The sequence below is a fragment of the Legionella tunisiensis genome (assembly GCF_000308315.1).
Taxonomy (GTDB): domain Bacteria; phylum Pseudomonadota; class Gammaproteobacteria; order Legionellales; family Legionellaceae; genus Tatlockia; species Tatlockia tunisiensis.
In genome coordinates this window covers 1-17,203 of sequence record NZ_CALJ01000175.1, presented here as the reverse complement: position 1 = coordinate 17,203, position 17,203 = coordinate 1, and the positions used below count along the sequence as shown (strand labels likewise).

Genomic DNA, 17,203 nt, shown 5'->3' with positions numbered 1-17,203 from the left:
TGGGTATGTGCCAAATACATGAACTCGGTTTGAAAAGACTCAATCGCCTGTTTAGTCACTGCCTGTCCTTGATTACTAATAATAAAAATATCTACTTTGTTTCTCAAAGAGTTAGCTAACTCCAGAACAATTTTTCCCTGTTTATCAGTTAAATCGTCTAAGCCTAGGCCATATTGCTCTATTCCTTCAATTTCAACATAAAGTTGTTCAATAGCGCCAACAAATTCTTTGTTATTATTATTTCCGGCGGCTTCAAAAGTAGCCAGAGCGGCAATAGCACGTTGGTGTTCAATAATCAAAGCGTCCGATTTATTGTCATCATAATTTTTAGGAATTTTTCTATCCTGCTCAGTAAGTCCATGTAGTAACTGACTCAGAATAGTTTGAAGATTATAGCCAGCGAATTTTCCTCTTTCAAAATTGATATAAGTAAAAAGAGGCTCACTGTTACCAGACTTGATATAAATATCTAGATCTGATCTCACTTGCTCGATAAATCTTTTGCGTGCAACACCATCAGTCCAAAGCACATAATCCTTAAGCGCATATTTTCCATTTCTTTGGACCATGTAACGCTCTAAAGCCAGACTAAAATCAGCAGCAAACCTTCTTCTATCCTCTATACGCTCACTCAGTGCAGCATTAATGACTTGTTTTTGAGTCAGTAAATCTCGCAAAACTTCAGAAGCTTTGTGGACAGCTTCGAGCTTACGTAGAACAGCATCACTAATAGGCTTTAAATTCTCTAAGGTACTCGCTAAATCAGTAAACGTTGTCTGTGGAAATTTTTTAGACAATTTTCCGTATCGATAAAAATGCTTTGATTATCTTCATAACACACTGTTGTTTCACGAAACTCCACCTTTACAGTTGTAGAATGTAATTGCAACTCTGATCCATAAGTCTTTAGAACTTCATCAACCTGGTTTAAATAACTTGCTAACAACTGAGAATTGCCCAACTCTAACTGTTTTGCACTACTATTAACCAAACTAAATTGTGCCTTTAAATTTTCATCACTTATTGCTTGTAAATCGTCTTGAATTAATCTCCGCCGTTCTGCGATTAAAGCTCTTGCACCGGCAAAACTGCTATATCCTATTAATAGGATATTTAATTGACTTAGTTGAGCGTCCAATGAGATGTCCTGCCCTATAGATAGAGCAGCCAGTTTTTTGCCTATAACTGCCATGGCTTCTTTATTAGCTTGAATTTGTGCCTGCACATCATTCACTTTCCTGCTAAAAATACTTTCCTTAAACTTTAAAACCCTTTGTTCTGAACTACGTAGTAACGAGATAATCGTTTCAATGTTAGCTAAATAAGTCGTATTATCATTCACGCTGTTTACATCTTTCTCTAATGTAGCTAGTAACAGCTTCAGCTTGCCCTGTTGATCAATTATTTTTGTAATTCTTCCGTTTATAATTTCTTGATTTTCATAAAGTAAATCAGTAGAACCAAACTCGATGTCAGAAGCCTCCACCACAGCAATCAATTTATTTAAATCTTGGCAACCTCTTAATAAATCAATAAGTTGCTTCAGTACATCAACCTCTTGACTCAAGATAGCAGCCGCTTCTTTCTCTTTAACCAGGCCATTCTCTTCTTGCGCAATTGCAAGAAGCAGTTCATTTCGTTTCCGTTCTCTACGCTGCCTGATTAATTTTTCGATCTCGTCATCTATCATTGGAAAAAGGCGCATCAGGCCGTTGATGACTTGCAGACTATCTCTAGCAACCAAAAATTTTTTGAACATCTTCTAAGATTCTGCGCCCTTCTATTTTACTCTTATAACTCGATTTTTTGCCTCAATGAGTTCCAAGAGCAGTTTTTTTGCTCCAACAAAACAGCTCCTGGAGGCGCAGATTTGTTATAATCAAGCCATCGCCTTGTTGTACTTTCGTCATCAAGAAGGGTCAATAAAGCTTCAAAACCATTGCTTTTGCCAATAACAAAGGCTTTTAGAACAGGCAAAGAGGCCAAAAGCTTAAAAGGAAAACTTCCCTTGGAATCGTTAATACAGTCATACGCAGCACTTAAAGCAGCAAACATTTGAGGGTAATCGCGGTAATCCTCAACATTCTCTAAAGCCCTTTGCTCTTCAAAGATTTTATTTAAGTAATCTTGGGCTGCAGCGCTCCCTGCCAACGAATGTAATTTTTCAATATCAAAATAAGTAGTAAAATGTGGCTCTACTTCCAAAATTTGCTTTGAGTTAGCTTGTATTTCTCCAAGAATATCTTGGGTAACCCTAGCTCTTTTTGCCAACCATTGTGCCAAAGGATCACTCTTTTCCAACATTGCACTGCTAAGATAAGCTCCTTCCTCATCTCGTTGCATTTGCAATCTTCTTTCATTGACACTTTGAATGGTTTTCTCTTGTTCAATCAGCGATATTCGTATCTGCTCTTTCTTTGCATCAAGCAATTTTTCAATGATTTCAGGATTTGAGGACCGCATTGTCTCGGTAAACGCTTTAGCAGCTTGTGCTTTACGTAACTGCTTCTCTAACGCTTCTCTTCTACTTTTAAATAAATTGGCACTCTCACGCAGCTCCTGCACACAAAGAGACATTTCTTCCTTACTTGCTGCATAACAGCGCTCTGCCTCTTGAGTCATCGTACTGTCGTCTTGGCAAAGTCCTGCCGGACAGGAAACAGGTTTATCGAGCTCTTCTTGAATGATTTCTAACTGACTTTCATACTGCTTCAATTTTTCTTGATGCTGCGCTAAATCTTCCAATTGTTTAGAGATTAATTGAATTTGCAGATCAAAATTGTCACTATTATCTAGCATCGCTATTTCATTAAGACGTAAAGTACTATCCACCTCTTTATGAAAGCCTTCTAAACGCCTTAACCAACGCTCATTTTCGCGTTGATGTCGCTTAATTTCTGCCTCATGCCATTCTTGTAAGATCTCTCTACCCTGCTGCGCGAAAATCTGCTTCCTTTCTTCTATTTGTTTTTGCAGGCGAGAAAAATCATCCAGAGTTGAGGACAACGTGGTTTGTAAGGTTTGTTGAACAGAAATAGCAATAAAATTCCTCTTGTTATCTTCAGCAATAAGAATTGTTGGCAAAACCGAAGCAGCATAGGACACATCAAGTTTCGAGCTTGAATCTGCTTCCAATGCATCCGTCATGTCATGCATGGCAAGCAAATCAGCAAAAGTTTGCTGTTGATAATTTCTGTGACTCATTCCTTCAATCAATTGCTCAATATCAAGCAGCAGCTGATTCGCAACTACCATTTGTTGTTTGAGTAAATCAAGCTTATCTGCATGCCCAATTTCGATAGGAAAACTCTTATTCAAATCTTGATATCTGTCATTATATGGCTTGACTTTACTTTGCACCCAATCTATTTCTTCAGCCATAAAATTTTGAATTAGTCTAGCCTTAGCGCGCTCGTTTTTTACATGCAAAGTCTCTCCATAAACCGCAAAATACTCCTTTAAAAGCCCATATAAAAATACTCGGCTTTGGGGAAGGGCTTCTCGATAATGCTCATCACCATTAAACGATATTGTTTCTTCACCTATAGATAAGTCATAACAATAAGCACTAGAACTTTCTTCACTAGAAATACTTGCCAACTGAAAGGGATTCAACCCTGCAGCAGAAAGTAATTTTGCAATAATTCCACTTTTCAAATTAAGGTTCAAAGCAGTTGGATTTAGAAAAGGAATATAATCATCAAGTGATTCAGGGAGGGTATCAATGAGTAATAAAAATTCAACAATGAGTTGATAGAGACCAGAATCAGTTACTTTCAATTGAAAGGGAGGATTGAAACCTTGAAACTGGTTATTCCAACCGATTAATTCTTCTTTTATACCGAAATTTAATTGAGTGATTAATTTTTCTTATCGATATATTTTCTTTGATTAAACTCGATAAAATTAAATGTATCAATAACCGCATCAAGCTTGACTATAAGTAAATCCAAATTAGTATTTGGTATTTTGCTGGCAGCCGCAAAACGAATTTCCTTTTGTTTTCTAATTTCTGCCTTCAGAATAGCTTTTAAATCATTTGTATTTTCTGGGGTAAATAACTTAATTTTCTTTGTATCTAACCAGGTTGTTAGTATACCCTCTAAATCTTTTTCGATTACTTCATAAACGGCATATTCAGGAGTATAAAAAATTGGAAGAAGCGATTTTAAGCTCAATCCAGATGAGATCATGCCAGGCAGTGCGGTGCTAAATATACTTGGACTATTACCGGCATCAAAAATAGGCAAAGCAGTTTTCAGCAAAAAGTCAAAACTTTGCGCAACAGCAGCCAATTGTTGATCTGAATAAGTTTTTTCAACGGAGGTATCTGTTTGAGTGAGTCTAGATTGTTGAATTTTGCTCAGTTTAACTTGTAGCGTTAAAAGGAATTCCCCTAAAGGACTACTCACGAACGCTGGATAAGTTTTTGTTTTTCTCATTTATCACACCACCATCCGAATTACTTGCTTTTTATGGGGGAAAACTTAAGTAAATATTAATAAATCGTGAAATATTCATTTTGCACGGGACAAAAATTTGTTCCGTCGTCATTGCAAACGAAGTAAAGCAATCTAGCACAGAATTCTTGTTAAAAGATCGATCTAGATTGCTTCACTGATGCACACCAAAACAGCATTTTCAATTTTTGTCCCGTACAAAGCTTTATTTATTTGTAGATTCATAATTAGCAGCCAATGTATTGAGTACTGCGGCCAAACGACATCCAGCCATAGCGAGACGCTCCTCACTTACTATTTTAACCATCCGTTGATAGTGTTTATCGGGCTTTTGGCCTGCATTTATCCGATAAGCTTTATGGATTGCCAGCTGATGAGATTCTGTTGCCCAAATTTTTGGCTCAAGATTCATATTGTCCATACTACAGGGCCAGCGCTTTTCTATCCTATATGCCAATCTGTTAAGCTGGGCTTGAGAGTAATGCCGCTTTTGACTCAATAAACCGCCGCCTTTATCCCAGTAAGCATGCAAATTAGAAGCAATGGGATTAGAACCCAGGTAATAAAGATTACCTCCTTTATCACCTTGAGGGTAACGAGCGCTAAATTGATTTACTGTGTGCATTGGTTGATGAAGATCACCGACTACATGCAGTAAAACACGTAAGCTAAAGCCCTTGGCAAGATCACTTTTCTGTTGGGAATTTAAAACCCTCATCGCTTCTTCAACAGCAGAAACAGCATTGACTCTAGTAGGAGGTATCAAGCGAGTACGATCTTTGGTAAAAGGTATATTAATATAGTGCTTTGGTGCAAGCCAAAGGTGATTTTGATCATGCAAACTGTCTAGCCAGGCTGCCGCATTAACTAAACTTTGTGGGCGATATTGTTTGTCTAAAGTATGATTGTAATGATTAAAAATTTGCTTGGCTTGCTTAGTTAAATGATGATAAGCGATTTGAGCCACCAAACGATGGCCCAAGGCATTCCAGCTATAACTTTTTGTTATCAATAACAAAACACCCAGACAACAACAAACGAGTCTTTTTAAACATCAATTCTTATCCCAGATAAGGTGACCAAGCCGGTTCCTGTACATCGCCCTCTCGAGCCGGCAAACGAAGTTTAATACGGCCATCGAGTGATACCATCCCCAAAACTCCTTTGTCATTGTAACGTGTTGCATAGAGAACCAATCGCCCATTAGGTGCCACAGAAGGCGACTCATCCAAAGAAGAGAAAGTTAGCTGAGTTATTCGGCCACCACTGGTATCCTGTACACCAATATTAAAATTCCTGTCTTCGCGGTGCAGCATCACGATATGCTTTTGATCAGGGGTATAAGAAGCGCGAGCATTGTAATTACCCTCATAAGTAATCCGACTAATACTGCCATCAGTCAGAGATAAGCGATACACTTGTGGCGCACCACCACGTCCAGACGTAAATAACAGCGAACGGCCATCGGGTGAATAACGTGGTTCGGTATCAATGGCATCGCCAAACGTCAATTGCTTCATATAGCCACTATTTAAATCCACACTATAAATTTTAGGCGAGCCCCCTTTGGATAATACCACAGCAAGCTGACGTCCATCTGCCGACCAGGCTGGTGCTCCATTGATTCCAGTAAAATCAGTCACTAAACGCCGCCTACCAGTTGCTACATCGACAGTGAATATTTGTGCCTTCTTTTTTTCAAAAGATACATAGGCTATTTGCCTACCATCAGGTGACCATGCAGGAGACATAATAGGCTCAGAAGAAACCAACAAACTTTGCGGATTATGGCCATCTACATCAGCGACTTCAAGGAAATATTTGGCGTTTTCTCCACTACGTTGCACTAGGATATATGCAATCCGTGTAGAAAAAACCCCTCGCTCACCCGTTAATTTTTGATAAACTTCGTCACTAATATGGTGAGCCAGAGCTCGTAGTTCATTACCACTGATTTGATAGCTTTTTGATAATAACATTCTGCCTTGAGCTACTGCATCCACCAACTCAAAACTAATATCGTAACGATTATAGCCAATCTTACTGACACGACCTGACAAGACACTATCCGCACCAGCTTGACGCCAAACTCCAACTGCAACTTGTCCGTCTTGCATGCCTGATGGAGGTGAAATGATATTAAATTGACCGGAAAAACTTAAATCATGGCGGACAACTTCTGTTAATTGTCGACCGGCTTCATCATTGCCAAAGGAATTAATAGCAATTGGTAATGCTGAATTAATACCCTGTGTTAATTCAAGATCCAGGGCAAAAGCTACCCCTGAAATCAATAAAAAACGATGCTATCAAACGTTTAACTAACACTTTTATCCCCTCACATTTTCTGGACGTACCGTTAAACTGATATCACGAAACATATTAAAGGTATCTGGATCAGTCGGAACTGGTAACGGTGATGCTTTATAAATAGCTGTTTGGGCAGAGCGATCGAGCACCGGATCACCACTACTACGCGTCAAACTTACTTCCAACACAGCACCATCAGGTGCCAGGCGAATTCTAAATTGACTCGATAGACCACTATTTACGTTCTCAGGCAGGATCCATTGCCGGCTTATTGCATTAACAATCATTGCCTTGTATTTATCAACTTCACCGGCAATATGCGCTTTTTTAGCCGCATCTTGCGCAGCTTGCTGGGCCGCAGCCTGTCGTTGTTTTTCTGCTAACTCCGCTTTAGCTTTTTCCGCGCGTGCAAGTTCTTCTTTTGCTTTTTCAGCTTTTATTTTATCGCTTTTTACTTTTTCTTCTGCTTGCTTCTTTTTCAATTGCGCAAGTTTTTTCAGCTTCTTGCTGTTGCTTTTTCTGCAGCAATTCTTGTTTACGTTTTAATTCTTCCAATCGCTTGGCTTCCTGCTCTTTTTGTAGAGCTAATTGCTTTAACCGGCGTTTTTCTTCTTCAATTTGTTTTTTCTTGCAATAGCTACTTTCTCTGCCTCTTCTTTCAGTTTTGCTAACCGTTGCTGTTCCTGCAGACGTGCTTTACGAGCCATTTCAGCTTGTTTGGCCAAAGCTTGTTGCCTTGACTGTTCCGCCCTTAATTGATTAGCTCGTTCTTGTTTTAAACGATTCACTGTTTCCATCACTTCTTGGCTGTCCACACTGACGGCCTTCACTGCTTGCTCCTTCGGTTGATCAGCAAGTTCTACCGGTAAAACGTTGCTTGGTTCATTTTTTGCAGCTGTCATAACAGGGCGTTGATTAGTCGACTCCATAGTCAACAATAAAGCTAAAAAAAGTGCAAAGCAATCGCAATAAAAAATGCCTTGCGATAAGTCTGATCATTTATCATCCACGACTCCCCTGCTCTAAATCAGTAGAATCAGTCAGTAGACCTACTTGAGCAGCACCAGCTTGCTTCAACAAACTCATAGCACCAACCACCTTACCATAAGCAACACCCTGGTCACCCTTAACCAAGACATTCAACGCTTGATTGGATTGGCGAGCTAACTCCAATTCTGCAGCCACTCTAACCATCAATGCCTGAGGTTCAATTGGACTATCCGGTGCAGTATGGATATTGAGAAAATAATCTCCTTGCTGATTGACTGAAACAATTATTGGTTCACGCTCTGAAGGTTTCAGTGACTCGCTTGCTGCTTTGGGTAAATCCACGGTTACACCTTGAGTTAACATAGGTGCCGTAATCATAAAAATGACTAATAAAACCAACATAACGTCGATGTAAGGCACGACATTAATGTCTGCAATTGGACGTGAAGTAGTCGTTTTTTCTCAACATAAGATTATCCTCTTACTGGCACCGAGGTCTGCTGTTCAATCAGTGAGACTAATTCATCCTGAAATAAGTCATAGCGATCGAGCAAGCTATTGGCGTGGGTGCTGTAACGGTTATAAGCAATAACAGCAGGAATAGCCGTAAATAATCCTAAAGCTGTTGCCACTAATGCTTCCGATATTCCAGGTGCCACCATAGCTATAGTTGCTTGTGACGCTTGGCCAAGAGCCTGAAATGAGGTCATAATCCCCCAGACAGTACCAAATAGGCCAACGTAAGGAGCAATAGAACCTACTGATGCAAAAAAGGCAGATGCTGTTCTAATTGTGCTGCTTCCTTAGCATGTTTTATCTGCATTACCCGCTGAATCGGCTCAAGAATAACATTTCCCGTCTTACGCGAGCGCACATATTCTTTAAACCCCGCATGAAAAATAGCAGCTAATCCCTGTCTATCATCATGATTACTATCAATATCAGCGTACAGTTTACTCAAATCACTACTATCCCAAAAACGCCTAATAAAGGCTTCACACTGTTGCTTTTTACGATTGAAATACCAAGATCTTTGTAAAATAAGAGTCCATGATATCACAGAAGCAGCAAGCAAAATCATCATGACAGTCTTCACGACCAGACCTGCTTGCATAAAATAGCCCAATACATTGGCATGGTTAACCACGTTTTATTCCTCCATTAGTCGTCTTTGCTTCTTCAAAATTTTTAAAATTATTCATTCGTTCAACTCTCAGAATAAATCGTCCGGTAAGCGCCTTGGTTTTAACTCCCCATTGACACAGACTACTTTAACCGTTGCTTCGCAGAGCAATTTTTTATGCTGATTGTACATTAGCTGCTTAAATATTGCACTGCATGCTGTTCTACTATCAATTTTTGAAATTATTGTGAGTAAGTCATCTAACCGCGCAGGATTTAAATAGTGCAACTGAACCTCATTAATTGCAAAATGGCAATCATACTTTGCTAAAGTGGTTAAAGACAAGCCAGATTGACGTATCATTTCAGTTCGCGCACGCTCAAAAAACAAAGGTAATTGGCATGGTAAACAATACCCATGAGATCAGTGTCTTCAGCATATACTCGGATATCAGATTGATGCTCTATAGGATTACTCTTATTCATGCACCGCTATACCAAAATGTTGATAAGCCAATTGCGATGCAACTCGGCCTCTTGGTGTACGCATTAAAAAACCTTGTTGAATTAAATAAGGCTCAAGGACATCTTCGATAGTTCCTTTTTCTTCACCAATTGCAGCAGCAATACTATCAAGACCAACTGGACCGCCAGCAAAACGCTCGATCACAGCAAGCATTAATTTCCTATCCATCATGTCAAAACCATGCTGGTCAACATCCAGCATTTCCAAAGCAAGTTTGGCCATTTCTAAAGTAATTACCCCTCTTCCTTTAACTTCAGCATAATCTCGTACCCGGCGTAAAAGTCGATTAGCAATTCTTGGCGTACCTCGCGAACGCATGGCAATTTCTTTAGCACCAGCTGCTTCCGTATTAACACCGAGTAAGTTTGCCGAACGAGAAACAATATGGGTTAAAGATTCCACGGAATAAAATTCTAGGCGTTGAACGATACCAAAACGGTCGCGCAGTGGTGAGGTAAGAAGTCCTGCACGAGTTGTCGCTCCGATTAAAGTAAAAGGTGGTAACTCTAATTTAATGGAACGAGCAGCCGGTCCCTCGCCAATCATAATATCTAATTTGTAGTCTTCCATCGCTGGGTAGAGAATTTCCTCAATAACAGGACTTAGACGATGAATTTCATCGATAAACAAAACATCGTTTTCTTGTAGATTAGTCAATATAGCAGCAATATCCCCGGCTCGTTCAAGAACAGGTCCTGACGTTTGCCGTAAATTAACACCCATTTCATGCGCAATAATATTAGCAAGTGTTGTCTTACCTAACCCTGGAGGACCAAAAATAAGAACATGATCAAGTGCATCCATGCGATTTCTGGCTGCATCGATAAAAATACGCATTTGTGAACGGACAGCATCCTGACCAATATACTCATCAAGACTCAAGGGTCGAATAGCTCGATCTAACACTTCTTCGGACACAGCTGAGCTAGCACTAATCAAACGGTCACTTTCCAACATAAGAGTCTAGGGTTTACCATGATTCCTGCATTCTAACACAGCTTTTACTGCAAGCTCATCACCTTTGCTAACGCACTTTAAAATTTTATCTATTACAAATAATTGATATGTTCTAAGAGTATATTCCGTACTCGATGGATGCGTGAACGTACTGTTCCCAACGGACAGCCAAGATATTTGGCAATCTCTTCATAGCTTAATCCCTTCACCGCATATAAACTAAAACAGTGCTGTAATTCACTCGACATAGCAGTAAAAAGCTTTTCCACCTGTGCAGCAAGCTGAAAACCTATTAAATAGGCTTCAGGTGAATTATTTTCCTCGCCTAGTGTGGAGAGTAAATTATTTGATTCAACTTGGATTGTTCTAAAGTGATTTTTAATCGTGTTTTGAGTGACACGATATAGCCAGGTAGTAAAATTGGAGTGTTGCTTAAAGCCTGAAAGGTTGCAGAAAATTTTTATACTGACTTCTTGAGTTAAGTCACTAGCCAATGAATTGTCGGATACTTGTGATTTTATTTGGCCAAAATTTTAGCTTGGTAACGAGAAATTAAATGGTTCATTGCCTTCGCTTCTCCATTTAGCGCTAAATCAATCAATTGTCTCTCAGTCACCAACTCTGCATCCTGCATGATTTGTCCATTTTTAAACCACCTAACTACGATGTCGACAAAAAACTGGACAGCTTTAATTTAATTTATTTTTCCCATTATTTTCAATAGCCTAAAATCACTTTGGCTGATCTGATCAGAAAAAACAACTATCAGCTTGCGCTGCTTATCATTAGAGAACTCTATAAGGAAAAAAGGCCGGTGCTCATAATAACCCGCATTGTTGCGTATGTCTTCTGCTGTTCATGCACATCATGTAACTGCCAGCTGCCATGTGTATATACCAGCAAAGAGCAGGAACCGGGCAGAGAAACGGCTTTAATACGGAGAAATTGTAATAACAATAAAATAAATCCTGTCCATTTAAGAAAGAAGGGCCAAGCGGAACAATAAAGAACCATCATTGCGGATAAATAAATAAGGGTGGCTAATCTGATGTAAGCAGACGATTTATTCAGTTTTATCATGCAACTTGATAAATTCAACAATCTCTAATAACTCCTTGTCTAGAGGTTTTGCATGTCCCATTAACCAACTGAATAACTCTGGATCAGTGCATCCAAGCAACTCATCAAAAATATCTACCTGCTTCTCCGTCATCCTATCCAAATAGTTTTCAGCAAAGCGTATAAGAATTAAATCCAGTTCCAGCATTCCTCGTCTACAATGCCACATGAGCTTCGCTTTTCTTGATGGATTAATCATTGAGCTACCTGATTGTCAAACCGGGCGATGTTACACTAAAATCCCCCTTAATCGCAATCTTAAGTATTTAAAATGAGTTTTAAAGAATATTTGCTCAATAGCCGTCCATATACAGCCTTATCACCACTAATCGATGAATTTAATTTTCAAGCCGATAAAAACTATTTGTTTGACTTGTCTTATCTTACATCGATTACTGTTACCGGTGAGCGTAGTGCAGAATTTCTACAGGGTCAATTAAGTTGCGATATACGCAAAGTAACTGCCGATAGAATGCAGCAAGGGGTTATGTGTAATCTAAAAGGCCGTATTTTAGCGCTCTTGGATGTGATTAACTGGCATCATTTGCAATTAGTTATTCCTGCTGATTTATTGACTGAAACCAAAGCATCGCTCATGAAAACATCGCTACTTTCCAGGGTTCAACTGGAAACATCGACCTATCGAATGTATGGACTATATGTCAATAATCAATCCGATTTATTACCAGAAAATCTGCAATTACCTAGTGAGTGTTTTGCTGTAACGCATACAGACGAACAATGCTGTTATCAGCTAAGTGATAATTTTTATTTAATTTTGACGACCAAAGAAGCAAGCTCTTCTCTAAGTCTCCCTTTTATTGCTGTGCAACAGATGCGTGGCTCTCTTGCTTGGCATCAATTACAACTCCAACAGAAACAAATATATATTTACCCCGAAACCAGAGGATTATTTTTGCCACATCGTCTTGATTTACATTTATCAGGCTACTTAAGCTTTGATAAAGGCTGTTATAAAGGTCAAGAAATCATTGCTCGTACCCATTACAAAGCTAAACTAAAGCATGGTTTACGCTTATTTACTATACATACTGCGGAACCTTTATTAGCAGGAAAAAGAATATTTACTTCTTCTGGTGAAATAGAAATAGGCGAACTGATTGATTTCTCTCCTTTGGCAGATGGGCGTTATTTAATTGCCGCAAGCATTTTATTTGAACATCCCGATGAAATACTCTTTGAAGATAGCAAGCACCCTGTAATATTATTACCTTGTAATATTTAGTAAAGTTTAACATCTAAATACTTTGTTCAACTTAAGATCCACTGCCTACCGTACACATAGCACGATAGGCGGGCATATAGGCTACGTATCTAGATGGTGCTGGATTCCGCGCATAAAGCGCAGAAAATAAGCACCTCGCTTGATTATCGTTGACGGCCAGGGAGGATCCGGCGCAATACCTCATCTTTATCAATAAAATGGTGTTTGACTGCGCCAGCGACATGTAAAACAAGCAGCACAATGATGATCCAGGCAATCGTATTATGAACCTGTACCATCAAATCGGCCAATGCTTCACTTGGCGCTATTCCCGGAAAAGGTACACTAAACATGGTGAAATAAGAGGGTATTCTGTTAGCAGCTACTGACATAATCCAACCGGATAAAGGCATCAAAATTACAAAAAATACAGGCTATATTGCACTACGCGAGAAAGAAATTTTTGCCAGGTAGGTACTGAAGCGGGCAAAGCTGGCTTACCACTATACGCAATCCAAAACAGGCGAATAATCATTAAAAAAGTACGGTAAGACCAAAGGATTTATGTAACATGTATGCTGCTGGTTGATAGTGTTCGGGCAAATCATCAAGAAAGAAACTACCCGCAAGCATACATATAACAATTAGAGCAACGAGCCAATGGATGAACATAGACCCACTTGAATAACTGACAACCTCTCTTTTCACTATCTGAACTCCTTGATTAAGCCTTTTGACACTATTTCCGTTTCTTTTATGAAAAAAATGGCCTAAAGAATACTTGTCCTACTATACTCAATAAAATCAGAAGGGGCAAAGAACTTCTTCGTGAGTAATAGTCTGCAACAGAATGAGTAGCCCCATTGGCGCGGACTACTCTTTGATGACAAACGCTTCGAAGAAAATAATGCTTCGTTTTAAACTACAACATTAACATCTTTTTCCGCTGAGATAGTCGTTTGAGTTAAAGCCAACAACTCTCTGATAGCAACAAAAAACATTGTATAATTTAAAGTTGTACTCGCCTTTAAATCAGCAAGAATATGGCGCCACCGCTCAATCAAGACTGTATTTTTCTCTGACCAGGCATTAAAACACTTTATGAAATCTTTTTCTTGTTATCGATGCTGATAATGCCTGCTGTCAATTGTTTTTGTTGCCAATCCAAATCATCGCGCAAGCCTTCTCTGGACAAGGACTCCCAATGATTGTCTGTAGGATGTGCAAGGATCTGTGAACGAATCCATGACAAATCCAGGAACTCATCAATACCAAAATATACTTCCGCAACTTTTGCAACATCAAGCTTTGTATGGTGGCTAACTTCAATAATATCAATAGCAGAGAATAAGGCTCGTGTAATTGATAACTCATGTGCAAGGCTAGTTGGAAGCCCTAGCTCTACGTATTCATTAAAATGTTCATCGTAGTTCGCACGATTCGCCTCCCCGAATACCGCAGGAAGTGCTTTCTTAAGTTCACAAACCCCTGGCGCAAAATGTTTTACTGCTTTATTAATATCCAGTCCCATACGTGGCGTTCGAAGGAACCAGCGTGTTACTCTTCTGAGTAAACGCAGATATAACATGGATAACTCAACTTGCTTCGCTGCAGTTATTTTTGTATTTAATGCGCCAATTTCCTTCCATATGGTCTCAAGATCCAACACCGATCTGGCAATCATATATGCTCTTACGATAGACGACACCGGAGCGCCTGTTTCATCTTGCACTCGATATATGAAGGTGAACCCCATTTCATTGACAATAACATTGCTGAGTTTAGTCGCAATTATTTCACGTTTCAGAGGATGATTTTGCATCTGCTTACTAAAACGATCTTGCAACGGCTTAGGGAAACAACTAACTAAGACAGACTTGAGGAAAGCATCTTCAGGAACATTTGAGTTCAAAATTTGCTCTTTCAACAAGGTTTTGCTGTAACACATCAGTACAGCAATATCAGGACAGGTTAAACTGGTTCCACTTAACTTACGTTCTAACAACGCTTTTTCATCAGGTAAAAACTCTATCGATCTATCTAACTTACCGCTTCGCTCCAATTCATTAATGTAACGACCATGCAATTCTATAGAGCGCACTGCCTGTGCCGCAGCAATACCAATTGCACGCGGTTGAGCGAAATTATCACGCAAGACAAGTGCTGCCACTTCGCCGGTCATCTCACCTAATAATTCATTGCGTTGTTTTTCAGTTAAATCACCCGCGACTACGATGCTATCCAGGAGAATTTTGATATTTACTTCTTTATCAGAGCAATTAACACCAGCTGAATTATCAATAAAATCGGTATAAATACGACCATTATTGAGTGCGTATTCTACACGTGCCAATTGGGTTAAACCAAGATTTCCACCCTCACCAACCACTTTGCAGCGCAATTGTTTAGCGTTAATTCGGGTTGCATCATTCGTTCTATCTCCCACATCAGCATGAGTCTCTGATTGTGCTTTAACGAAGGTACCAATACCTGCACTCCATAATAAATCAACCTTCGCACGTAAAATAACCCGGATCAATTCATTAGGCTCGATCGTTGCTTGTTTGATATTAAATATATCCTTCATCTCTTTGCTAACAGGAATCGATTTGGCACTTCGATTAAAGACACCACCACCTTTAGAAATCAATTTTTGTCATAATCGGTCCAACTGGAACGCGGCAAATTAAACAATCGCTCCCTTTCTTTGAAACTAAGCTCTGGATCTGGATCTGGATCAATAAAAATATGCACATGGTTAAAAGCAGCCACCAATTTGATGTGATGTGATAACAACATGCCGTTACCAAAAACATCTCCTGCCATATCACCAATACCAACGACCGTAAAATCATTGCTCTCTATATCATAATCTATTTCGTAGAAATGACGCTTGACTGATTCCCACGCCCCCCTGGCGGTAATCCCCATCTTCTTATGATCATAGCCAACTGAGCCACCTGAGGCGAAGGCATCACCTAACCAAAAATCATATTCAAGTGAAATTGCATTCGCAATATCCGAAAATGTTGCTGTACCTTTATCGGCAGCCACAACCAGATAAGGATCATCCTCATCAAAGCACATAACATTAGAAGGCTTAACAATGACTCCCCCTTTATAGTTATCAGTAATATCCAACAACCCACGGATAAATAAACGATAACAACTAATACCTTCAGCTAAAATGTCTTCACGTGTGCCGTTCACAGGCAGATGCTTAGGAACAAAACCACCTTTTGCTCCACTGGGTACAATCACCGCATTCTTTACCTGCTGCGCCTTCATTAATCCCAAGATTTCCGTACGGAAATCTTCTTTACGATCAGACCAACGCAAGCCACCTCGCGCAACCTTACCACCACGAAGGTGAACACCTTCAAATTTGGGTGAGTAAACAAAAATCTCAAACATAGGATAAGGTCTAGGTACACCAGGAATTTCTTTACTATCCAGCTTAATAGAAATGTAATTTTTATAGACTCCTTTCTCATCAACTTGATAATAATTTGTTCTTAATGTGGACATAATAACCTGAACATATTGCCGGATAATCTTGTCTTCATCGAGATTACTCACCTCATCTAAGGCTGCTAAAATCTCATTGACTAGCTCCATACATTTTTCAGCTCTGGTTTCATCAACGACTGGATTAAACCGCAACTCAAATAATTTCACTAATTTTTTAGCAATATGGGCATTATTGTTTAATGCGGTTTCAATGTATTCCTGACTAAAAGTAAACCCAATTTGTTTGAAATATTTTGCATAAGTACGCATGACTGCAACTTGACGCCAATTCAACTCTGCAGCAAGAACTAATTGATTAAATCCGTCATTTTCTGCTTCGCCAAACCATACACTGGAAAAAGCATTTTGAAATAATTCTTTTATTTCATCGATTTCAAATTTAGCACCATGAGTATATTGAAGTGCGAAATCATTAATCCAGGTTTCTTTACCATCTTCAAATTTTAAGACATAAGGCCTTTCACTGATTGCCCGCATTCCCAGTCTTTCAATGATTGGCAACACATCAGACAAAGGGATAGTGTTATCATGCTGGTAAATTTTAAAACGGAAATTTTCCGGCGGCTCATCCATTAGTTTATAGAAATTCATTACCAAAGGAATTTCTTTAGATAGTGCTTCTATATGTTTTATGTCATACACTGCTGTTCTTGGAGGGAAATTGGCAGTATAAGCAACTGGGAAAGCATTTTTATAACGCACGTAAAGACGATTAGCACTTTCTTCACCGAAGGTATCAAAAAGAAAATGCTGTAAATCATCAGACCAGGTACGACCAATTTCAATTAATTTTTTCTCAACTTCTTTGAAATCCCATACCGTCTTATCTTGAGGATTAGTACGAATAATAAAATGAATGCGAGCCAAAATTGATTCTGAAAATCGAGTAGAAAAAGTAATTTCATCTGAATTGAAACTCTCTTTTAAGATTTTTCCATCTCCTGCCTTAATTCTGTGTTGTAT

14 protein-coding genes and 3 pseudogenes are annotated in these 17,203 nt (G+C 39.1%); 1 reads left to right on the top strand and 16 read right to left on the bottom strand.

The genetic code is table 11. The features are described 5' to 3' along the window. The 13 genes and pseudogenes from BN58_RS24235 to BN58_RS10655 all read right to left on the bottom strand — a co-directional run. Positions 1-797: hypothetical protein (locus BN58_RS24235; protein WP_040916438.1), on the bottom strand; the 797-nt coding region annotated here is incomplete at its 3' end. Next, positions 758-1,759 (bottom strand): hypothetical protein, encoded by a 1,002-nt coding sequence (locus BN58_RS10715; protein WP_019216822.1) that lies wholly within the window; start codon positions 1,757-1,759, stop codon positions 758-760. The genes BN58_RS10715 and BN58_RS24235, both read right to left, overlap by 40 nt. A 32-nt stretch (positions 1,760-1,791) precedes the next feature. After that, on the bottom strand, positions 1,792-3,780 hold the full coding sequence (locus BN58_RS10710; RefSeq protein ID WP_019216821.1) for a hypothetical protein: 1,989 nt from the start codon (positions 3,778-3,780) through the stop codon (positions 1,792-1,794). Between the two features lie 80 nt (positions 3,781-3,860). Next, the gene (locus tag BN58_RS10705) at positions 3,861-4,442 is read right to left on the bottom strand and encodes a hypothetical protein (protein WP_019216820.1); all 582 of its coding nucleotides are present in this window, start codon (positions 4,440-4,442) and stop codon (positions 3,861-3,863) included. 223 nt (positions 4,443-4,665) lie between these two features. Beyond that, positions 4,666-5,472: a S1/P1 nuclease gene (locus BN58_RS10700; RefSeq protein ID WP_051131891.1), complete on the bottom strand. Its 807-nt coding sequence runs from the start codon at positions 5,470-5,472 to the stop codon at positions 4,666-4,668. Positions 5,473-5,521: 49 nt separating this feature from the next. Further along, a complete protein-coding gene (gene tolB, locus BN58_RS10695; RefSeq protein ID WP_019216818.1) occupies positions 5,522-6,754 on the bottom strand; it encodes a Tol-Pal system beta propeller repeat protein TolB in 1,233 nt (410 codons plus the stop codon). Positions 6,755-6,790: 36 nt separating this feature from the next. Next, a pseudogene (tolA, locus tag BN58_RS37010) lies at positions 6,791-7,776 on the bottom strand (cell envelope integrity protein TolA). Next, positions 7,773-8,198 (bottom strand): protein TolR, encoded by a 426-nt coding sequence (gene tolR / locus BN58_RS10685; RefSeq protein ID WP_026069412.1) that lies wholly within the window; start codon positions 8,196-8,198, stop codon positions 7,773-7,775. Before tolR ends, tolA begins: the two are co-directional and overlap by 4 nt. 35 nt (positions 8,199-8,233) lie before the next feature. Beyond that, positions 8,234-8,907, bottom strand: a pseudogene (gene tolQ / locus BN58_RS24225) (protein TolQ). Between the two features lie 66 nt (positions 8,908-8,973). Next, positions 8,974-9,273, bottom strand: a complete 300-nt coding sequence (locus BN58_RS24220; RefSeq protein WP_019216816.1) for an acyl-CoA thioesterase — start codon at positions 9,271-9,273, stop codon at positions 8,974-8,976. 87 nt (positions 9,274-9,360) lie between these two features. Beyond that, entirely contained in the window at positions 9,361-10,365 is a 1,005-nt protein-coding gene (gene ruvB, locus BN58_RS10670; RefSeq protein WP_019216815.1) for a Holliday junction branch migration DNA helicase RuvB, read from the bottom strand. Positions 10,366-10,457: 92 nt separating this feature from the next. Further along, positions 10,458-10,886: an RNA polymerase sigma factor gene (locus BN58_RS24215; RefSeq protein WP_083852177.1), complete on the bottom strand. Its 429-nt coding sequence runs from the start codon at positions 10,884-10,886 to the stop codon at positions 10,458-10,460. Positions 10,887-11,428: 542 nt separating this feature from the next. Further along, positions 11,429-11,683, bottom strand: a complete 255-nt coding sequence (locus BN58_RS10655; RefSeq protein ID WP_019216811.1) for an FAD assembly factor SdhE — start codon at positions 11,681-11,683, stop codon at positions 11,429-11,431. 72 nt (positions 11,684-11,755) lie between these two features. Between BN58_RS10655 and ygfZ the strand changes: the two genes are divergently transcribed. Further along, complete coding sequence (gene ygfZ / locus BN58_RS10650; protein WP_019216810.1) at positions 11,756-12,730, top strand: CAF17-like 4Fe-4S cluster assembly/insertion protein YgfZ; 975 nt, start codon at positions 11,756-11,758, stop codon at positions 12,728-12,730. Positions 12,731-12,873: 143 nt separating this feature from the next. Here the strand turns inward: ygfZ and BN58_RS33835 are convergent, their stop codons facing one another. The 3 genes and pseudogenes from BN58_RS33835 to BN58_RS24205 all read right to left on the bottom strand — a co-directional run. Then, positions 12,874-13,122, bottom strand: a complete 249-nt coding sequence (locus BN58_RS33835) for a cytochrome b (RefSeq protein ID WP_019216809.1) — start codon at positions 13,120-13,122, stop codon at positions 12,874-12,876. A 121-nt stretch (positions 13,123-13,243) separates the two neighbouring features. Further along, complete coding sequence (locus BN58_RS33830) at positions 13,244-13,417, bottom strand: cytochrome b family protein (protein WP_019216808.1); 174 nt, start codon at positions 13,415-13,417, stop codon at positions 13,244-13,246. Positions 13,418-13,626: 209 nt separating this feature from the next. Then, positions 13,627-17,203, bottom strand: a pseudogene (locus BN58_RS24205) (NAD-glutamate dehydrogenase); the annotation flags it as partial.